Raw genomic sequence first — 19656 nt, 5'->3', positions numbered from 1 at the left:
CACTTCCAGGAGAATCCCGTGTACCCCGTTTCCTTCGCCCAGCGACGGCTGTGGTTCCTCAACCGGATGCCCGAGACCGGCCCGGCCTACAACTGCCCCCTGACCACCCGACTGAGCGGCCGGCTCGACTGGGTGGCGCTGGCGGCGGCCCTTGAGGACGTGGCCACCCGGCACGAGGTGCTGCGGACCGTCTACCCCGAGGTGGACGGCGAGCCCGTACAGCAGGTCCTCGACCGCACACCCGCCCTGCGGATGGTGGAGACCACCCAGGACGCCTTGGCGTCCGCCCTCGCCGCCGAGGCGGGCCACGTCTTCGAACTGACCGGTGAACTGCCGGTACGCGCCACTCTGTTCACGCTGGGCGGCGACGAGTTCGTCCTGTCCCTGGTGATCCACCACATCGCCACGGACGGCTGGTCGTGGGGCCCCCTCCTCGGCGACCTCGCCAGGGCGTACGAGGCGCGGCGCGAGGGCCGCGAGCCCGGGTTCGCGCCGCTGCCGGTGCAGTACGCCGACTACGCCGCATGGCAGCGCGAGACGCTGGGCGAGGAGGACGACCCGCAGAGCGTGACCGCCCAGCAGCTCGGCTACTGGCGCGCGGAACTGGCCGCTCTTCCGGCGGAGCTGGCGCTGCCGTACGACCGGCCGCGTCCGCCGGTGGCGAGCTTCGCGGGCGGCTCGGTGCCGGTGGAGCTGGACGCCGCCCTGCACACACGCCTGGCCGAGGTGGCCCGCGAGCACGGGTGCACCCTGTTCATGGCGCTCCAGGCCGGTCTGGCGGTGCTGTTGTCGCGGCTGGGGGCGGGGGAGGACATCCCGCTGGGCACGGTGGTGGCGGGGCGTGGTGAGGAGGCGTTGGACGATCTGGTGGGGTTCTTCGTCAACACGCTGGTGCTGCGTACGGATGTGTCGGGTGATCCGAGCTTCGCCGAGCTCCTGGATCGGGTGCGGGAGGCGGATCTTGAGGCGTACGAGTGCCAGGACGTGCCCTTCGAGCGGGTCGTGGAGGCGCTCAACCCCGAGCGCTCCCTCGCCCGCCACCCCCTCTTCCAGGTGATGGTGACCCTGGAGAGCGGCGACGGCCCGGCGTTCGCGCTGCCCGGAGTGGTCTGCGCCGAGCAGCCGGTCGGCTGGGACATCGCCAAGTTCGACCTCACCGTGGACTTCCACGAGCGGCGCGCCGCGGACGGCGCCCCGGCCGGAATCACCGGAGCGCTGGAGTACGCCACCGACCTCTTCGACCGCGAGACCGCCGCCGGCATCGCCGCCGCGCTGACCCGCGTACTGCACCAGCTGGCCACCGACCCCGCGCGGCCGGCCGCACTCGCCGACCCTCTCAGCGCCGGGCAGCGCCACCAGGTCCTCACCGGGTGGAACGACACCGCGGCCCCGGTGCCCGAGCAGACGCTGCCCGAGCTGTTCGAGGCGCGGGCCGCCCGCACCCCGGACGCGACCGCTCTGGTCTTCGGGGACACCGCGCTCAGCTTCGCCGAACTCAACAGGCGGGCCAACTCCCTCGCCCACCGCCTGGCCGCGCACGGAACCGGCCCCGAGGACCTGGTCGCGCTGGCGCTGCCCCGCTCGGCGGAGTCGGTGGTCGCGCTGCTGGCGGTGCTCAAGGCCGGAGCCGCGTTCGTCCCGGTCGACACCGACTACCCGGCCGAGCGCGTCGCCAAGCTGCTCGCCACCGCGACCGCGGTCGTCACCGACCGCGCCACCGCGCCCCACCTTCCGGCCACGGCCGCCGGCCAGGTCCTCATCGACGGCCCCGGCCGCTTCCCGGCGGGCGACCTCGGCCGCGCGATCCACCCGCACCACGCCGCCTACGTCATCCACACCTCCGGATCGACCGGCGAACCCAAGGGCGTGGTGATCGACCACGCCGGACTGCGCAACCTCTACGCCTTCCACCGCGCCGGGGTCATCGCCCGCGCCGAGGAGCGGGGCGACGGCGGCCCGTTGCGCATGGCGCTGACCGCCGCGCTCTCCTTCGACACCTCCTGGGAGGGGCTGCTCTGGATGGTCGCGGGCCATGAGCTGCACCTCATCGACGACGACACCCGCCGCGACGCCGCCGCCCTCGTCCGGCACATCGCCGCGACCGCTATCGACGCGCTCGATGTGACGCCCACCTACGCCGAACAGCTGGTCGAGGAGGGCCTTCTCGACGGCCCCGGGCACCGCCCGGGCGTACTCCTGCTCGGCGGCGAGGCGGCTGGCCGGGCCCTGTGGAGCAGGGTCCGCGCCACCGAGGGTCTGCTCTGCCACAACCTCTACGGCCCCACCGAGTGCAGCGTCGACACCCTGTGGTGGGACGCCGCCGACAGCCAGGAGCCGCTGGTGGGCCGCCCGCTCGCCAACACCCGCGCCTATGTCCTGGACGAGCGGCTGCGCCCGGTCGGCCCGGGCGTCGCGGGCGAGCTCTACCTCGCGGGTACGGGCCTGGCCCGCGGCTATCTGGGCCGCCCCGCCCTCACCGCCGGCCGCTTCGTGGCCTGCCCGTTCGAGCCGGGGGCACGGATGTACCGCACCGGCGACCTGGTCCGATGGACGGCCGGCGGCGCGCTCGACTACCTCGGCCGCGCCGACGACCAGGTCAAGATCCGCGGCTTCCGCATCGAGCCCGGCGAGGTGGAGGCCGCGCTGCGCCGCTGCCCGCAGGTCGCCCAAGCCGCGGTGATCGCCCGCGAAAGCGGCCCCGGCGGCAAGCGCCTGGTGGCGTACGTCATCCCGGCCGCGGGCCACGGCGCGCAGCCGGGCTCCTTGCGCAAGCAGCTCGCCGAACATCTGCCCGACCACATGATCCCCTCCGCGTTCGTGGCGGTGGAGAGCTTCCCCATGAACCGCAACGGCAAGCTGGACCGCACCGCGCTGCCCGCACCCGACTTCACCGCCGAGAGCGCCTCACGAGCCCCGCGCGGCCCGCGCGAGGAGATCCTCGCGGCACTGTTCGCCCAGGTGCTCGGCGTGGACTCGATCGGCGCCGAGGACAGCTTCTTCGACCTCGGCGGACACTCCCTGCTCGCCACCCGGCTGCTCTCGCGGGTCCGTTCGGCGCTCGGCACCGAGCTCGGCATCCGCGACCTCTTCCAGCACCCCACCGTCGCCGGGCTCGCCACCCGCCTCGGCGGCGGCGCCGGCCCGGACCGGGTGCGCCCGGCGCTCGCCCCCGCCGCCGAGCGCCCCGTCACCCCGCCACTCTCGCCCGCCCAGCGCCGCCTGTGGTTCCTCAGCCGGGCCGGCCAGGGCGCCGCGTACCACTGCCCGTTCGCCCTGCGGCTGCGCGGCCCGCTGGACACCGACGCCCTGGCCGCCGCCCTCACGGATGTGACCGGCCGCCACGAGGCGCTGCGCACGGTGTTCCCCGAGACACACGGCGAGCCGTACCAGCGGGTCCTGCCCGCCGAAGACGCGACGGTCCGCCCGGACGTCGTGGCCTGCGGGCCGGAGGGGCCGGGCGCCGCCCTCGACGCCCTGCTGGCCGAGCCGTTCGACCTGGCGGCCCGCCCGCCGGTGCGCGCGGCGCTCTACCGCACGGCCGACGACGAGCACGTCCTCGCGCTCGTCGTGCACCACATCGCCCTCGACGGCTGGTCCTGGGACCCTCTCTTCCGTGATCTGGCCCAGGCGTACGAGGCACGCCGCGACGGGCGCGCGCCCGAGTTCGCGCCACTGCCGGTGCAGTACGTCGACTACACCCTCTGGCAGCGTGAGTTGCTGGGGGAGGAGGACGACCCGGTCGCACCGATGTCCCGTCAACTCGACTACTGGCGCGGCGCGCTGGCCGACGCCCCGGTGGAGCTGGCGCTGCCGTACGACCGGCCGCGACCGGCGGCGCCGGGCTTCACCGGCGGGGCGGTACCGGTCGAGCTGGACGCCGCACTCCACGCGCGCCTGCTGCTACTGGCCCGCGAGCACGGCTGCACCGTGTTCATGGTGGTCCAGGCCGCTCTGGCGGTACTCCTGTCCCGGCTGGGCGCGGGCGGCGACATTCCGATCGGCACCCCGGTGGCGGGGCGTGGTGAGGAGGCGTTGGACGATCTGGTGGGGTTCTTCGTCAATACGCTGGTGCTGCGTACGGATGTGTCGGGTGATCCGAGCTTCGCCGAGCTCCTGGAGCGGGTGCGGGAGGCGGATCTTGAGGCGTACGAGTGCCAGGACGTGCCCTTCGAGCGGGTCGTGGAGGCGCTCAACCCCGAGCGCTCCCTCGCCCGCCACCCTCTCTTCCAGGTCATGCTCCAGGTCCAGGACAGTACCGACGGGACTCTGGAGCTGGCCGGTCTGGACGTGCGCTCCGAGCCGTTCCGCTTCGACGTGGCCCAGTTCGACCTGACCGTGGACATCCAGCAGCGGCACACCGCCGACGGCGCACCGGCGGGCATCGCCGGACATGTGGAATACGCGGCCGAACTCTTCGACCGGGCCACCGCCGAGACGGTGGCCGCCGGGCTGGCCCGGGTACTGGGACAGCTCGCGGCCGAGCCGCACCGGCCCGTCGGAGCCGCCGACCCGCTGACGCCGGCGGACCGGCACCGGCTGCTGACGCGGTGGAACGACACCGCGCTGCCCGTCCCGGCCGCCACCGTGCCTGAGCTGTTCGCGGCGCAGGCCGCCCGCACCCCGCAGGCCACCGCGCTCGTCCACGACGGCACCCGGCTCACCTTCGCCGAGCTCGACGCCCGCTCCAACCGCCTCGCCCGGCGTCTGATCGCCGCGGGTGCCGGGCCCGAGCGGGTGGTCGCGCTGGCACTGCCCCGCTCGGCCGACTCCGTCGCCGCGCTGCTGGCCGTCCTCAAGGCGGGCGCCGCCTTCGTCCACCTCGACACCGACTACCCCGCCGAGCGGATCGCCCATATGCTGGCCGACTCCGCCCCGTTGCTCCTGGTGAGCGACGCCGCGACCGCCGCCCGTCTGCCCCTGGACGACGCGGCCCGCCCGCCCCGGATCCTCCTCGACGACGAGCCGGCCACGGCCGCGCACCCCACCGCAGGGCCCGACCGGGTACCGCGCCCCGGCGACGCCGCGTACCTCGTCTACACCTCCGGCTCCACCGGCCGCCCCAAGGGCGTCGTCGTCGACCACGCGGCTCTACGCAACCTCCACGCCTTCCACCGCGCCCACACCATGGCCGGGGCCGAACGGGCCACGGGCGGACGGCGGCTGCGGGTGGCGCTCGCCGCCTCGCTCTCCTTCGACGCGTCCCTGGACGGCCTGATGTGGCTGGTGGCCGGGCACGAGCTCCACCTGATCGGCGACGGAGTCCGCCGCGACGCAGCCGCCTTCGTCCGCCACATCGCCGAGACCGCCCTCGACGTCATCGACGTCACCCCCACCCACGCGTCGCAACTGGTCGAGGAGGGACTGCTCGACGCCCCGCCGAGCGTGCTGCTCATCGGCGGCGAGGCCGCGGACGAGCGGCTGTGGACCCGGCTGCGCGACACCGACGGACTGGTCGCCTTCAATCTGTACGGGCCGACCGAGTGCACCGTCGACGCCCTGTGGTGGCAGACCTCCCGCAGCGAACGCCCGCTGGTCGGCCGGCCCGTCTCCAACATGCGCGCCTATGTGCTGGACGGCTCCCTGCGCCCGGTGGCGCCGGGCGTACGGGGCGAGCTCTACCTCTCCGGGGCCGGACTCGCCCGTGGCTATCTGGGCCGGCCGGGGCTGACCGCGGAGCGGTTCGTGGCCTGCCCGTTCGAACCCGGCGAGCGCATGTACCGCACCGGTGACCTGGTCCGCTGGACCGGCGACGGCGTCCTCGACTACCTCGGCCGCACCGACGACCAGGTCAAGATCCGGGGGTTCCGCATCGAACCCGGCGAGATCGAGGCGGTCCTCGCGAGCGCCCCGGGGGTCGCGCAGGCGGCCGTCACCGTACGACGCGACGGACCGGGCGGCGACCGCCTGGTCGCCTACGCCGTCCCGGTGCAGGGCGCCGCCGCGGCCCTGGAAGCGGAGGCGCTGCGGGCCCATCTGGCCGCCGTGCTGCCCGACCACATGGTGCCCTCCGCGTTCGTCGTCCTGGACGCGTTCCCGCGTACGCCCAACGACAAGCTCGACCGGGCCGCGCTGCCCGCGCCCCAGGGCCCCCGCACGGCAGGTGAAGCCCCGCGGACCCTCGGGGAGAAGGCCGTAGCGGGCCTGTTCGCCGAGGTCTTGGACCTGCCGGAAGGCAGCGTCGGCGCCCAGGACGGCTTCTTCGCGCTCGGCGGGCACTCCCTGCTGGCGGCCCGGCTGATGTCCCGGGTCCGCGACACGCTGGGCGGGGAACTGGGTGTGCAGGACCTGTTCGCCGCCCCGACCGTCGCGGGCCTCGCCGCCCGCGCGGCCACCGGCCGCACCGGCGAGGAGCCGACCGCGCCGCTGATCACCCTCCAGCCGGGCACCGCCGCGGAGCCGCGGTTGTTCTGCGTCCACCCGGGCGCGGGGATCGGCTGGGTCTACCGGCAACTCCTGGACCACCTCGGACCCGACCGTCCCGTGCACGCCCTCCAAGCCCGCGCGCTGAGTGAGCCGGGGGAGCGGCCCGCGAGCGTGAACGAGATGGCCGACGACTACGCGGCCCTCATCCGCACGGTCCAGCCGTCCGGCCCCTACCACCTCCTCGGCTGGTCCTTCGGCGCCCTGGTCGCGCACGCGGTCGCGGTACGGCTGCGCGAAGCGGGGCAGGAGGTGGCGCCGCCGGTGCTCCTCGACGGCTACCCGGGCGCGGAGGCGGGAGCGACGGCGGACCCGCTGCGGGAACTGCTGGACTCGCTCGGATACCCGACCGGGCCGCTGCCCGTCACCGGCCCGCTGTCCCTGCCGGACTTCCTGCGTACGGCCCGTACGCAGGACGGCCCGCTGGCGGCGCTCGACGAGGGGACGGTCACCGCGCTGGGCGAGACGTTCGTCCACCACGACAGGCTCGCGGCCGGCCACCGCCCCGACGTGTTCGACGGGGACCTCACCCTGGTGTCGGCCGCGCACGAGGCCGGCACACCGGCCCCGGAGACCTGGCGGCCCTACCTGACGGGCCGGCTCACCCACCATCAGGCGCCCTGCACCCACGGCGAGATGATGACGCCCAAGCCGGCCTCCGAGATCGGGGCGCTCCTGCGCCGGGCAGTGGGCGGCGAAGCGCTGGTGCGCCGATGAGCGCGGCGACGGCGGGCCGGCCGCGGAAGCCGCCGGGCCCGCTGCGTCACCGGGACTTCCGGCTGCTGTGGGCGGGGGAGTCGGTGAGCCAGCTCGGCAGCGCGGCGACCCGGGTCCTGCTGCCGCTGATCGCGGTGGACGCGCTCGGCGCCGGGGCGTTCACCATGGGCCTGCTGAACGCCGCCGCATGGCTGCCCTGGCTGCTCATCGGTCTGCCGGTGGGCGCCTGGACGGACCGGATGCGACGGCGGCCGGTGATGATCGTGTGCAATACGGTCTCGGCGGCCCTGATGTTCTCCCTGACCGCCGCGGCCTGGCTGGACGCCCTGACGACCGGCCAGCTTCTCGTGGTGTCGCTGTTGCTGGGCACGGCCGATGTGTTCTTCCGGGCGGCCTACAGCGCGTATCTGCCCACTGTGCTGCCCGCCGGGCAACTCGCGGACGGCAACGCCCGGCTGCAGACCAGCGAGTCCGCCGCCGAGGTCGTCGCCCCGGGGGCGGGCGGCGCGCTGGCCCAGGCCGGGAGCGCGGCCGTCGGCTTCCTCGCCGACGGGCTGAGCTTCCTGGTCTCCGCGGTCCTGCTGGCCCGGATCCGCACCCCGGAGAGCCCGCCGGGCGGTGAGGAGCGCGCACCCGGAAAGAGGGCGCTGCTGCGCGAGATACGCGACGGCGTCGCCTTCCTCACCCGCGACCCGTTCCTGCGGACGATCCTCGTCTGCGACGCGGCGATGAACCTCTTCCTCGCCGGTGCCCAGTCCCTGGCGATCCTCTTCCTCAGCCGTACGGTCGGCGCCGACGGCACGGTCGTCGGCGTACTGATCGCCCTGGCCGGGCTCGGCGGCGTGCTGGGCGCGGTGCTCTCGCCGCGCCTGGCCCGCCGGGTCGGCAGTGCCCGCGCGGTCCTGCTGTGCGCGTTCGGCGCCGGTCCCTTCGGCCTGCTGATTCCCCTGACCAGCGACGGTATGGGGCTGCTGGCGTTCTTGGTGGGCGAGTTCTGCCTGATGGCCGGGATCGTCGCCGGGAACATCGTCATCGTCAGCTTCCGCCAGGCGTACTGCCCGCCCGAGATGCTCGGCCGCGTCAGCTCCGGCATCCGCTTCGTGATGTACGGAACGGTGCCGGTCGGCAGCCTGCTGGGCGGCGTCCTGGGCACGGCCGCAGGCGACCGCGCCGCCCTGTGGATCCTGTACGCGGGCAACGCGCTGTGCGCGCTGCTGCTGCTGAAGGGCCCGCTGCGGACCCTGCGGGACCTGCCGGTACCGGAGGCGGAGACGCAGGCCCCTCGCTAGCGGACGCGGCGACCGCCGCCGCCGCCCCTGCGCGGCTCCCGGTCCCTGCCGTGCCCCACCGAAGGCGCCGGCGTCCCGTACGTACACGGGCCGCCGGCGCCTTCGGGTTCAGCTGTGGATCACGACAGCGGAGTGGGCTCCTCCGGGGCGAGCGAGTTGCCGCCGGCGATCCGGCCGCAGTCGGACGGCGCCGTGCGGCCGTCGAAGCGGTCGTTCAGCCAGCCCAGCGCGGCGGGCGCCCAGGCCAGGGTCGCACCCGTGTGACTCAGCAGCTCGTACTGCTTGTACTTGACCGCGGAACCGCCGGTGGCGCAGTACTGCCGGGCGAGCGAGCGCACATCGCCCGCGACCATCACACCGTCGCCCGTGCCGATGCCCGGACGGTTGCTGAAGGTCCCCTCCAGGACGCCTCCGTCGCCCTGGCCGATGAAGCCGGGGACGGCCGGGGTGCCGGTGGAGCCGAGGTTGAGCTTGTTCATCGCCGTCAGGAAGGCGGGGATCGAGTTGGGGTTGGCGTACTGCGGCTTCGCCATCTTCTTCCAGGTCAGCCCCGGGTAGTGGCCGAGGGCGTCGATGATGGAGCCGCGCTCCAGGTCCTTGTAGACCTTCAGGCCGTAGTCGTTGAGGTAGCTCTTGAGATCGATGTCGTACGAGCGGGAGACGCCGATGACGGCCATGGGGATCACGCCGGACCAGGCCAGCGAGCCGTCGACGTACTTCAGGTTGTGTGCCGGGTCCACGAGGAGGCCGCCCTCGGCGTAGCCGACCAGTCGGCGGTTCACGTCCGGCGCGTAGCGCGGCGCGAGCGCTGCGGCCCAGTTCGTCGCGATGGCTCCGCCCGAGTAGCCGATGAGGCCGAAGGACGTGGTGGAGTCCAGCCCGGTCTCGGCCGCCCTCGTCGCGGCGCGGATCGAGTCGAGGGTGTTGGTCCCGTACTCCGGTCCGGCGGCGAAGTTCGCCTGCTGCCCCTCGGTGTCCGGGATGACGAGGTTGTAGCCCTTCAGCAGCAGCGGCGCTATGAAGAGGGCCTCCGCGTTGGGGATGACTCCGCCCAGGGTGACATCGCCCGCGATCGCCCGGGAGGGGCTGTCCTCCGGGTTGAGCGAATCGTAGAACGATTGGTAGGAGACGGCCTTGCTGCTGTCGCCCGTCAGACTGCGCACCACCGTGGTCACGTTGGCGGCCGGGCGGCCCTGGGCATCGGTGGTGCGGTAGAGGATCTGGACCGCCTTGAGGGGCGTGGGGATGCCGAGGACGTGGTACGGCAGGGTCCGCGTCTTGAGTACGGTGCCCGGCGCGAACGCGGACAGCGGCTCGCTGCCGGAGTAGGCGTAGAACGGGTCGCTCGCCGAGGCCGTCGCGGAGGCTGGCGTGGCCGCGCCGGCGGTGGCGGCGGGCACGGTGGCCATGGCCGCGGCGGCGACAACGACGGAGATCAGGCGAACGGCTGCCTTGGACATGCGTTCCTCGATTCCTGGTGGGGGTCCGAGCGCCGGCGGGGGCTCCGGTGCGCGGTACGTCCGGCCGGGGCGGGCGGTCCCCCGGAAGGAAAGTGCGGTGAACGACGCGGCCGAGGTCCTGCCACATCTGGCCATTCACCAGCCAGTCGTGTTACCAACCAGTAGGTGATGTCCCGGAAACATCATGGGGCCGTTACGCGGCCGAGTCTCCGGGGTGGGGAACAGAGATGTGCGAGGTGGGTTGTGACCGGATCCAACGCCGTGGAACGGGACCGGGTGCCGCGGTTCGGCGGTGTGCCGGTCCACAAGCGGCTCCAGAGCGCGGCCGGCGCGCTGGAGCGCGCCGTGATGGTCCGGCTGGTCGAGCGCCTCCCCGTATACGGGACGCTGCCCGCGGAGCAGCTCGGCGGCGACATCGCCAAGCAGGTGGCCCACGGTATACGGGGCTTCGCGGCCGTCCTGTGCACCGGCGAGATGCCCGGGCAGGCCGAGGCGGCGGTCATCCGTGAGTCGTCGGCCCGGCGCGCCGACGAGGGCGTACCGCTGGAGGCGGTGGTCGGTGCCTACCACCTCGGTGCGGAGGAGTGCGCCGCCCAGGTCTTCTCGGCGGCCGAACCGGCTGACCTGGCCGACGTACTGCTGGTGCAGCGCCAGATGCTCGCGTATCTGCGGATGGTGAGCTGCGAGGTGGCCGCCGGGTATGTGCAGGAGCGGCAGACGGCGCTCAGCGACGAGCAGGTCGCGTTGCAGTCGCTGCTGTCCCGGCTGCTGGAGGGCGGCAGTCCCCAATACGCGGCGGACCGGGCCGGCGTCCGGCTGCCGCCCTGCTACCTGGTGCTCAGTATCGCGGTGGGGCCGCACCCGGACGAGCTGGTGCCCGGCGTGAACCACTCGGTCGCCGCCCGCCGCAAGCTCCGGCGGCTGCGCAACGAGATCCAGCGCCAGACGACGGGCGTTCCCCTCACCGTGCTGTCCGGCGACGGCGGCCTGGTGCTCATCCCCTACGAGACTCCACCGGCCGACTTCGGCCCGGCGGACCGGGCGCGGCTGTCCCGGCTGGTCGAGCAACTCGGCCTGGTGTGCGGCGCCGAACTGCTGGCCGCGGCGACGACCGCGGAGCCCGAGGGGGTGGCGGACGCCGCCCGGTTGGCCGGGGAGGTACGCGCGGTGGCCGAGGCGTCCGGCCGCGGGCCCGGCCTGTACCTGCTCGACGACATGCTGCTGGAGTACCAGTTGAGCCGGCCGAGCCCGGCCAGGGCGGGGCTGGCCGCACTGCTCGACCCGCTGGACGCGCGCCCGGAGCTGCTCGACACGCTGCGCGCCTTCCTGGCGCGGGGGCTCGACCGGCGCCAGGCCGCCGCCCGGCTCCAGGTCCACCCGAACACGGTCGACTACCGGCTGCGCAAGGCCACCGAACTCACCGGTCTGGACGCGTCCCGGGGCGCCGACATCCTGACGCTGCGCGCCGCCCTGGCCGCCCACGACGCCGTACGCCAGGCCAAACCGGACGCGAACCGGCCCGTGACGCCCCAGCCGCCGAACTCGTGGTCGGCCCAGACGTAGACAGCGTTCAGGCGTGGTCGCCCGCCGGCTCGGTCGCGTAGCGGCTCATCGCGTCGATGCTGGCCTGGGGTGTCAGCGGCCGGCCGTCGGCGAGCACCGCTTGAAGGTCCCGGAAGTACTGCACGTACAGCCCGCCCCCGCTCGGACACGACCTGCCCGCAGAGCTGACCGTGGTGCCACTGACCGACATGGCTCCGAGCCGGGTGGTCGCGGTGTGGAACGAAGGTGATCCCAACCCGTTGATCCGCTCCTTCATCGAGATCGCGACAGCCGCGTATCACCACTGACCACCAGCACTTGGTCCAACCTCCGCGCGTGAACACCCCCGGCCGCCGTCGCCGGCGCGTGGTTCTCGCTGCGAGGGAGAACCGGGCACTCTCAGCTCTGAAGGCGTTGGTCGTAGTCCCTTTGGTGCGCCCGGATCTCGTCCGCGTGGTCGACCGTCCAGGCGTACAACCGGCCGAAGGGCTCCCGCAGGGATGCGCCGAGGGGCGTGAGGGAGTACTCGACTCCTACCGGCGAGGTGGGCAGCACGCGGCGCACGATCATCCCGTTGCGTTCCAGACGGCGCAGGGTCTGGGTCAGGACCCGCTGGGTCACGCCCTCAAGGCGGCGCTTGATCTCGTTGAACCGTGTGGGTTTGTCGAGGACCGCCATCACCATCATCGACCACTTGTCCGCGATCTGGTCGAGGATCGGGCGGCTGGGGCAGTCGGACCGGTAGACGGTGTCGATGCCGGAGTCGGTGCCGGTTTCAGAAGTGGCCATGTCGGTATCCTTCACGATCCTTGAGATGCCGAAAGTGCGTTATTGACGCCGGTTGCCCGCCACAGCACTGTGAGTATGCATCAGGAACCTAGATGCATACCAGGTACCGATCGGAGCACTCCATGACCCACGACGCCTACACGACTCTGCGAGTGAGGAGCGAGGACGGTATCGCCCGCGTCACCCTCGACAACCCGCCGGTCAACGTCCTGAACGTGGCCCTGATGACCGACCTCCGGCACCTGTTGACCGCGCTGAGGGACGACGACTCGGTCCGGGTGATCGTGTTCGACAGTGCCGACCCGGAGTTCTTCATAGCCCACGTGGACATGTCGCTCATAGAAACCCCGGACGCCTTCGACGAGCTCGCGGCCGACCTTCCGGATGGAGTCAACGTCTTCCAGGCGCTGGGGGAGTCGCTCCGGCACCAGCCTCAGGTGACCATCGTCAAGCTTGCCGGGGTGGCGCGCGGCGGAGGGGCGGAGTTCGTCTCGGCCGTGGACATGGCGTTCGCGGCGATCGGTCGCGCCGGGATCGGCCAGATCGAGGCCCTCATGGGCATCGTCCCCGGTGGAGGAGGCACGCAGTACCTCACCGCCCGACTCGGCCGCGGTCGCGCTCTGGAGGCGGTGCTGAGTGCCGACCTGTACGACGCCGAGACCGCGGAACGCTACGGCTGGGTCAACCGGGCCGTCCCAGCTGAGGAGCTCGACGACATGGTCGACCGCCTCGCCCGCAACATCGCCGCCCTGCCCGAGGGTGTGATCGCGGCGGCCAAGCGCGCCATCGCCCCCGAGGACATGGCCGAGGGCCTCCTGCGGGAACACGCCGCCTGGGCCGGCCAGTTCGTTCGCCCCGCTGCCGAACGGTTGATCCGCGGCGGACTGGCCCACGGTGCCCAGACGCCCGACGGCGAGCGCGATCTGGAGGGCCTGCTGCGAGGACTGGCCGGATAGACGGATAGAACAGTACGAGGCCCCCGTGCTCACCACTGCGGCGCGACGGCCCGCCGCCCGGCCCTCTAGGGTTGAGCGGGAGCCTTGAGCAGCGGGACCACGGAACCGGCTTCCTTGTACCGGCTGGTGTGGAACTGCCAGTGGTAGGTCGCCGAGATCTGGTCGGCCAGTGATTCGAGGTATTGCGCGGTCTGATCCGCCATCGGCGAGACAGCGAGAGCGGGTGGGCTCAGCATGATCTCTTCGAACTCGTCCGTGAGCCGGTTGACGTGATCCACGGCGGCGTTGAACGCTTCCTGCGGGGAGCAGCGCAGGGCGGCCTGCATGACAGGGACGAGGTTGAACATCTGTCCGTGCCGGACGACTTCTTTGTGGTAGGAGAAGAGGTCGTTCATGAGACCGCCGATGTGGACCGTGATGTCACGGGCCCGGTCGATCACAGGATGGCGGATCACTTCGTCGGGCAGGAGGAACCCGCGGGCGTAGTCGGCGAGTTCGACCTCCACCTTCATCCCCGAATCGCTGTAACGGATGCGCGTGTACCGCTCGACGTCGGGGGTTCCGTTCACATGGATATCCCTGACCGGCCGTTTCATGGCCTGCAGGCACTGCTCCACCGCTGTGGCCAGCCGCTCCAGGAGAAGAGGCGGGGCGCTGCGCGAGAACAGTTCGCGCACCCGAGCGAAACCCGTGCTGATCGCTTTGCTGTCCGGTAGCGCGCCGGCTGACACGGTGCCGGTTCTGAGTGCCTCCACGGCCCTGTCCATCATGTCGGCCACCTCGGGGGACATGGTGTCGTCGAGGCTGGAGCGGTGGGGGCTGTGCAGGTCGTCGACGTAGAAGAGTATGTCGTTGAGCAAACCCATGGGGATGAGCCGGTCGGCTGGGGTCCTGGGGAACAGGTACCTCGTCATGGAGGTGTAGGCCGCATGACTGGTCTGGGTCAGGCCGACCGCGAGACATTCTGCGCGGATGACGGCTTCGGCCCGGGTTGCGTCGGGGTTGCCGTTGCGCGGAGGGAGCCCTCGCAGGTGCGAGAGATCGAAGGTGGAGGGTGGCGTGCGGGCCATATGGTCTCGTTCCTCCTCCAACTGCCGGCGGCGGACGCGTGGCCTTACGCCCGCGCGCAGCAAGCAGGGAAAAGCCTGCTGGTAAAGCCTGCTGGTACGGAGCTTCGACGCCCACCCGGCGTGCGTCAAGGTCTTCGTTGCCCCCACCGCCGCCGCGCTCCGCGCCCGGCGATCTTTCCGCGTGACTGGGGCTCCTGGCCGAGGAACTCGGCGCTCCAGACCGCCAGGGCCGTCAGAACGGCGGTCTTGGGGTGGACCCGGGGCTCGCTCGGGCCCACCCTGAGAAGCCTTCGGGTGTCAGGAACAGCTGACCAGGAGGATGGAGAGCACATTGCAGCTGGCCGTGGCGCTGTCGTTGACGGCGTTGGGGTCGGTAGGTGTCGACGCGGTGCGTGTGCCGGTCACCGACACGCGGCCCAGCGAGAGCAGATGCAAGGGGATGTCGAAGGACTTGGTCGCGCCGGCACCGCTCGCGATGGCCTCGTAGGCGCAGGTGACGGTTTCCGCGTGGGTGGTGCATCCGGCGGACAGGCCCGTAGCGGTCGTACCCCGCGGCAGGGATACGGTGATCGTGGCCGAGGTGACGGCGTTGGGCCCGGTGTTGTTGGCCGTCAGGCTGTAGCGGAGGTAGGGCACCAGGATGCCCAGCTGCGGCTTGGCCGTGACGCGTACGCCGACGTCCGCCGAGGACGGGGTGTAGGTGATGCTCACCGACCCGTCGCCCGCGTGCACGCCGGTGTGGAAGACAGTGCCGGCCGGACCGTACCCGCTGCCTCCGCCGCCACCCGCGGAGCCGACGGTGGCGGAGGGACTGCTCAAGATGCCGCCGCCGCCTCCGCCACCGAACCAGCCCCCGCCGCCGCCTCCGCCGCCGGTACCGCTGGCGCCGGCGCCGCCCGTGCCTCCGAGGCCCGGGGACCCGGCTGCCGCGGGCTCGGCGCCGTTCGCGCCCAGCCCGCCGGACCCGCCCGCACTGGCGGTTCCCGCCCCGCCGCCCTGTGCCCCGTCGCTCCCGTCGCCGCCGGCGGTGGCCTCGGCGCCGCCCCCGCTGCCGCCCATACCGCTGACGGCGGTGCCTATCCAGTTGCCGCCACCTCCGCCGCCACCGGCGACCAGCAGCCGATCGCTCAGGCCGTTGCCGCCCTGGCGCACATCTGAGGCGCCTCCTCCGGCGCCTCCGTCGGTGTCCGGATCGGTGCCCTTACCTGCGGCGCCCGAGCCGCCGTAGCCGCCCGAGCCGCCGACGTTGATCTGGAGGATCTGCCCCGGAGTGACCGACAGCCGGCTCTGGGCCTCGCCGCCCAGTCCGCCGGCGCTGCCGCCCGCGGGCCCGTCCTGGCCCTGGGCGCCGAAGGCGTCCACACTGAGCGAGTACACCCCGGCGGGGACGATGAAGGGCTGGGCGTCGCCGGTGTAGGCGAAGGTGACCGTCGTCGCGGCCAGGGCCGGTGGCGCGAGTGCGACCAGCCCGGCGCCGGCGAGCGCGAGCGCCATCGTGCCGGGCAGAACCAAGGTGGTCAGCCGCCTGGTCACACCGCCCCGGCGCAGTCGTGTTGTCGAGGATCTGCTCTCGCGCGCGCGATGAGTTCTGGATGATCCGGGTGATCTGGGTGACCTTAGTGACCTGAGTGACACGGGGATTGTCTCCCTTTCATGAGGCTGCGGCTCTGCCCCGGCGGCCCCCCTCGGGTCGACTGGACGCGACAGGCCGCCATGGCCCACCGCCCGCTCCTGCCCCAAGCATGAACGGACGCCGGCCCGGTGTTCCGTCCTCATCAGTGCTCCACGCGTGGCCTCCTGGTCACGCCTCACGCAGAGATCCTGAGGTGAGTCCGCTGCGTACCGTTCACAGATCAACGAGCATGCCCGCCCGGAACTCGCGCCGAAAGGAGTCAACAGGCCACAGTCACGGCGAACCGGCCCACGCCCCGGTCCCGGCCCACGCCCCAGTCCCTGCCCGCGCTTCGGCCCCGGCTCCGGTCCGGTCCGGTCCGGTCCGGTCCACCGGCCGTCACATCCCCGTTCCGGCCGACGCGGTCACCGTCCCTACTTGAGCCACCGCCCCTACTTGGTCGTGTGGGTCGGGTAGACCCGCACGTCGGTGTAAGCGCCCTTGATCTTTCCCGTTCCGGCGGGCCACTTCAGGCCTATGGTGTGGGTCTCGTTGGGGGGCGTCACCAGGATGTTGGTCGGGGACGCGAGGCTCTGGCCTGTGGTGTTGATGTCGTAGGCAAGGTTGAAGACAGCGGCGTCGCCGGGCTTGAGGACGGTGATACGCGGCTGGGCGTGGCCGCGCTCGACGGGGCTTGAGGTGTGGTCGGCATCCTTGATGTCGACGCCGGCGAAGCCGGTGGCCGAGCAGGTGGCCGACCCCCGGTTGATCATGGTGATGTCGATCCTGCCGGAGACGTTGTCCGGCGCGGCGTTCTTGGCGCTGATGGCCAGGTCCGCCGTCTTGCAGAACGTGGCCTTGCCGTCGGCCTTCGCCTTGCCGCCGTTCTTCGATGAGCCGTTCGTGGCTGCGTCTGCGCCGTTGTTCCCGCCGGAGCCCGTGTTCGCGTTGTCGGCCTGCGAGCCGTCGGACCCTGAGCCGCTGTCCGCCTTGGAGCCGGCGTTCGAGGAGGAAGAGGCCGCGGAGGAGGGGCTCTTGGAGGACGAGTCCTTCGCGGAGTCGTCACTGCCGCAGGCGCTGAGCGTGAGCGTGGCGGCGACGCCGATGGCAGCGAGAGCGGTGCTGCGGGTGTACCTCATGGTGTTCCCCCAGAAGTGGCGTGGTGCAAGTGGTCAAAAGTATTTGTATCCCGCACCGAGTCACGGGCGGTCTGCTGCGATGTCTTCGTTCTGTCACAGGCACGGCCCGGTACCTGATGTCGACAACAGGCCTTTCCCTACGCCGAGTTCGACTGGGCACAGCGCTCAACAGACCCGCCAGTCACATCATCACCGGCAGAGGGTCTTTCCCGCTCATCCAAGGCTTTGCGTCAGGGGCGCGACATCTGGCCAATTACATGACAGACCACATACATCCGCACACGTGGCGCATTGATCTCAGGGAAGGGCTGAGATCTCAGGGAAGGGCTGACGGCCGCACCTGGCCGCTACCGATGGTCGTGGGTGAGGAGTGGGTATGACAGCTGAGGAAGTCACGCCGGCGGAAGGCGCTGCGCGGTTGAGGGAGATGCTGCGCGGCCCGGTGGCCGCGAGCGAGAGCCGGTTCATGCGGGGTCTGCGACAGGGGCGGGAACAAGGCGTGCTGGTGGGAGCGGCGCTGCACGCCGCCGAACGGTCCCGGCAGGGCAAGGCCCCCACCGATTTGGAGCGGGTGCTGCTCAAAGCCCTGAGTGATCTGATGCCGCAGGCGGATGTGCACGCGTGCGGGCAGGAGTACCGGTCGGCGGTGGCCGACCTGGGGGCGCTGGACATCGTGCCCGCCTCCCTCACCTCCCGGCCGCTTACCTCGGGGTACACGCTCGCCGATTTCAAGGCTCGCCTGCCGGTCATCGGGCGTGAGGCGGTCACGCTGCCCAACGGAGCGATCGTGGACCCGGCCGCGCTGGCGGACGGACGGGCGATCGACTCCGCGGAGTTCACGGCGGCCCTTACCGAGTTCGGTTACGGGGCGACCGTGTTCAATCGTCCGCCGGTGCCCTCGGAGGAGCGGGGCAAGCCCGTGCCCGGCTACCGGGCCAAGGTGGAGTTCGACAGCTTCTACGTCCGGCGCGCGGTGGGTGATCAGTGGGGCGGCAAGGACGAGATCTACTGGACGGTCGCGGCTGCCTCCGACAAGCACAAGGCTCGTACTTACAAGTCCGCGGAATTCGGCTCGATCAGGAAGGGCGACACCCGCTCCTTCAGCGGAGCCGACCGGGTGGTCTTCGACGGGCAGGCCGGTACGCACTTGGGCCTGCACGTCGCCGCCTGGGAGGCCGACCAGAGCAGCGCTCAGTGGTACAACAAGCTCTTCGAGGTCCTGCAGGAGGTGGTCGACGGGCTACACGTCACGGACCTCCTCAACAACTTCAATCCCACCTTTGCAGGTGAACTCCTGGGCTATGCGCTGGAGATCACAAAACTGTTCATCTTCCTCAAGGAGTACCTGCGCAACAAGGACGACCTGTCCTGCGAGCGCCTGTTCTTCTTCGACCGCCACACCTTGGTCACTCTGTACAACCGTGGCCGTGACACCTGGGAATTCAACGGCGAGGGCCACCACTCCCTGCGCATCCGCTACAGCGGCGAGCGGCCGGTCTTCCCTTCCGGGACCCTGGAGTACGTCACCCTCTCCGGCTCCGGCAACGCCACCACGTCGAGCGCACCCGTCGCTCTGGGCTGGACCAGCGCCGCACCCCCGGCACTCGCCTCCTACGCCGGCAAGCTCTACGCCGCGTACATCCGCCCCGGCGACCGCGCCGTCATGTGGAGCGTGCTGGACAACGGCAGCTGGTCCCCACCCGCACAAATCGTCTACTACGCCAGCGACTACGCCCCGGCCCTGGCCGTGTTCAAGGACAAGCTGTACATGGCGCACACTGGACTTGACGGAGCCGTGTACGTGTGCAGCTACTCGGGCAGCGGACCGTGGGGCGCGGTCACCCAAGTGCCCCACGTGCACACCGAACGCGCCCCGGGCTTGACCGTCGACGGCCCGAACGTCCCCGTCGTGCGCGAGCGGCTGGTGGTCGTCCACCGCTCCGGCAGCGGCGAGGCCATGCTCCACTCGTCCCGCTACGGCGAGGGGGACTGGTCGGTACTGGGCAGTTGGAGCGGCCGGTGGTCAAAGGCGCAAGGGCCGTTCTCGATCGCCGGTTACCAAGACAGGATCTGGTACGCCAGCCGCACGGCCGACAGCCACAACCACGCGGGCTGGTGCATCCCCCAGGGTGCCCACTACGGTGAACTTGCCCTGCCGTCGCACTGGTTTACCCACGACTCCCCGACGATCACCGTCCACGACGGCAAACTGTGGCTGGCCGTCCGCGGGACTGACAGCAACCTGTGGCTCCTGCACACCACCGGTGAAGCCTGGCAGAGCGCATCCACGGTCGCCGTCGGCGCGATGGAAGGCGAAACGGCTCTCGCTTCCCACAACGGCAAACTCCATATGATGTACCGTCGTTGACACCCATCCAGGTGTCAAGGGGCGCCCCGGGACCTTCGTAGGTGCGGTTCAAGAACAAGCTGAGTGCATGTCTCCTATCTGCGAGCTCCTCAGCGTTGATCGATAGCGTTAGGGTTGCGTTCTGTGACAAGAGCCTGGAGACGGATGGGACGGGGACGTTCACTGCGTTTGCCTGCGTGCACTGCACTTGCCGGAGTTGTCGTCGCAGCGACGGGATGCACGACCGGTGCGCGGGACTCGGCTGCCGACGACATGGCGCCCGCGGCGCAGACGTACTTGTCGCAGGCGGTGAGC

10 protein-coding genes and 2 pseudogenes are annotated in these 19656 nt (G+C 71.6%); 6 read left to right on the top strand and 6 right to left on the bottom strand.

The genetic code is table 11. The features are described from left to right. Positions 1-18 precede the first annotated feature (18 nt). Positions 19-7137: an amino acid adenylation domain-containing protein gene (locus ACZ5ID_RS16910; RefSeq protein WP_468898088.1), complete on the top strand. Its 7119-nt coding sequence runs from the start codon at positions 19-21 to the stop codon at positions 7135-7137. Next, positions 7134-8426, top strand: a complete 1293-nt coding sequence (locus tag ACZ5ID_RS16905) for an MFS transporter (RefSeq protein WP_468898086.1) — start codon at positions 7134-7136, stop codon at positions 8424-8426. Before ACZ5ID_RS16910 ends, ACZ5ID_RS16905 begins: the two co-directional genes overlap by 4 nt. A 119-nt stretch (positions 8427-8545) precedes the next feature. Here ACZ5ID_RS16905 and ACZ5ID_RS16900 read toward each other — a convergent pair whose 3' ends face one another. Next, positions 8546-9886 (bottom strand): lipase family protein, encoded by a 1341-nt coding sequence (locus tag ACZ5ID_RS16900; RefSeq protein ID WP_468898084.1) that lies wholly within the window; start codon positions 9884-9886, stop codon positions 8546-8548. Positions 9887-10129: 243 nt separating this feature from the next. Between ACZ5ID_RS16900 and ACZ5ID_RS16895 the strand changes: the two genes are divergently transcribed. After that, positions 10130-11449 carry a PucR family transcriptional regulator gene (locus ACZ5ID_RS16895; protein ID WP_468898082.1) on the top strand — a complete coding sequence of 440 codons (1320 nt, stop codon included), beginning with the start codon at positions 10130-10132 and terminating at the stop codon, positions 11447-11449. A gap of 7 nt (positions 11450-11456) precedes the next feature. Here the strand turns inward: ACZ5ID_RS16895 and ACZ5ID_RS16890 are convergent. Then, positions 11457-11579 (bottom strand): annotated as a pseudogene (locus ACZ5ID_RS16890) (cupin domain-containing protein); the annotation flags it as partial. 7 nt (positions 11580-11586) lie between these two features. On the opposite strand from ACZ5ID_RS16890, the pseudogene ACZ5ID_RS16885 reads away from it, so the two are divergent. Further along, positions 11587-11736 (top strand): annotated as a pseudogene (locus ACZ5ID_RS16885) (LysR family transcriptional regulator); the annotation flags it as partial. A gap of 91 nt (positions 11737-11827) precedes the next feature. Here ACZ5ID_RS16885 and ACZ5ID_RS16880 read toward each other — a convergent pair. After that, positions 11828-12217: a winged helix-turn-helix transcriptional regulator gene (locus ACZ5ID_RS16880; protein ID WP_468898080.1), complete on the bottom strand. Its 390-nt coding sequence runs from the start codon at positions 12215-12217 to the stop codon at positions 11828-11830. A 122-nt stretch (positions 12218-12339) separates the two neighbouring features. Here ACZ5ID_RS16880 and ACZ5ID_RS16875 point away from each other — a divergent pair, with 122 nt between their 5' ends. Continuing rightward, positions 12340-13173: an enoyl-CoA hydratase/isomerase family protein gene (locus tag ACZ5ID_RS16875; protein WP_468898078.1), complete on the top strand. Its 834-nt coding sequence runs from the start codon at positions 12340-12342 to the stop codon at positions 13171-13173. A 65-nt stretch (positions 13174-13238) separates the two neighbouring features. On the opposite strand, the gene ACZ5ID_RS16870 is transcribed toward ACZ5ID_RS16875, so the two are convergent. The 3 genes from ACZ5ID_RS16870 to ACZ5ID_RS16860 form a co-directional block, all read right to left on the bottom strand. Continuing rightward, positions 13239-14243 carry a terpene synthase family protein gene (locus ACZ5ID_RS16870; protein ID WP_468898076.1) on the bottom strand — a complete coding sequence of 335 codons (1005 nt, stop codon included), beginning with the start codon at positions 14241-14243 and terminating at the stop codon, positions 13239-13241. A 297-nt stretch (positions 14244-14540) separates the two neighbouring features. Further along, positions 14541-15776, bottom strand: a complete 1236-nt coding sequence (locus tag ACZ5ID_RS16865; protein ID WP_468898074.1) for a glycine-rich protein — start codon at positions 15774-15776, stop codon at positions 14541-14543. 531 nt (positions 15777-16307) lie between these two features. Then, a complete protein-coding gene (locus ACZ5ID_RS16860) occupies positions 16308-16994 on the bottom strand; it encodes a DUF4232 domain-containing protein (protein WP_468898072.1) in 687 nt (228 codons plus the stop codon). Positions 16995-17370: 376 nt separating this feature from the next. On the opposite strand from ACZ5ID_RS16860, the gene ACZ5ID_RS16855 reads away from it, so the two are divergent. Beyond that, entirely contained in the window at positions 17371-19362 is a 1992-nt protein-coding gene (locus tag ACZ5ID_RS16855) for a hypothetical protein (protein WP_468898070.1), read from the top strand. Positions 19363-19656 lie beyond the last annotated feature (294 nt).

It is taken from the genome of Streptomyces sp. NPDC031670 (assembly GCF_055580545.1).
Note: the sequence above shows the minus strand (reverse complement) of the source record. Positions and strands in the feature narration are given on the sequence as shown.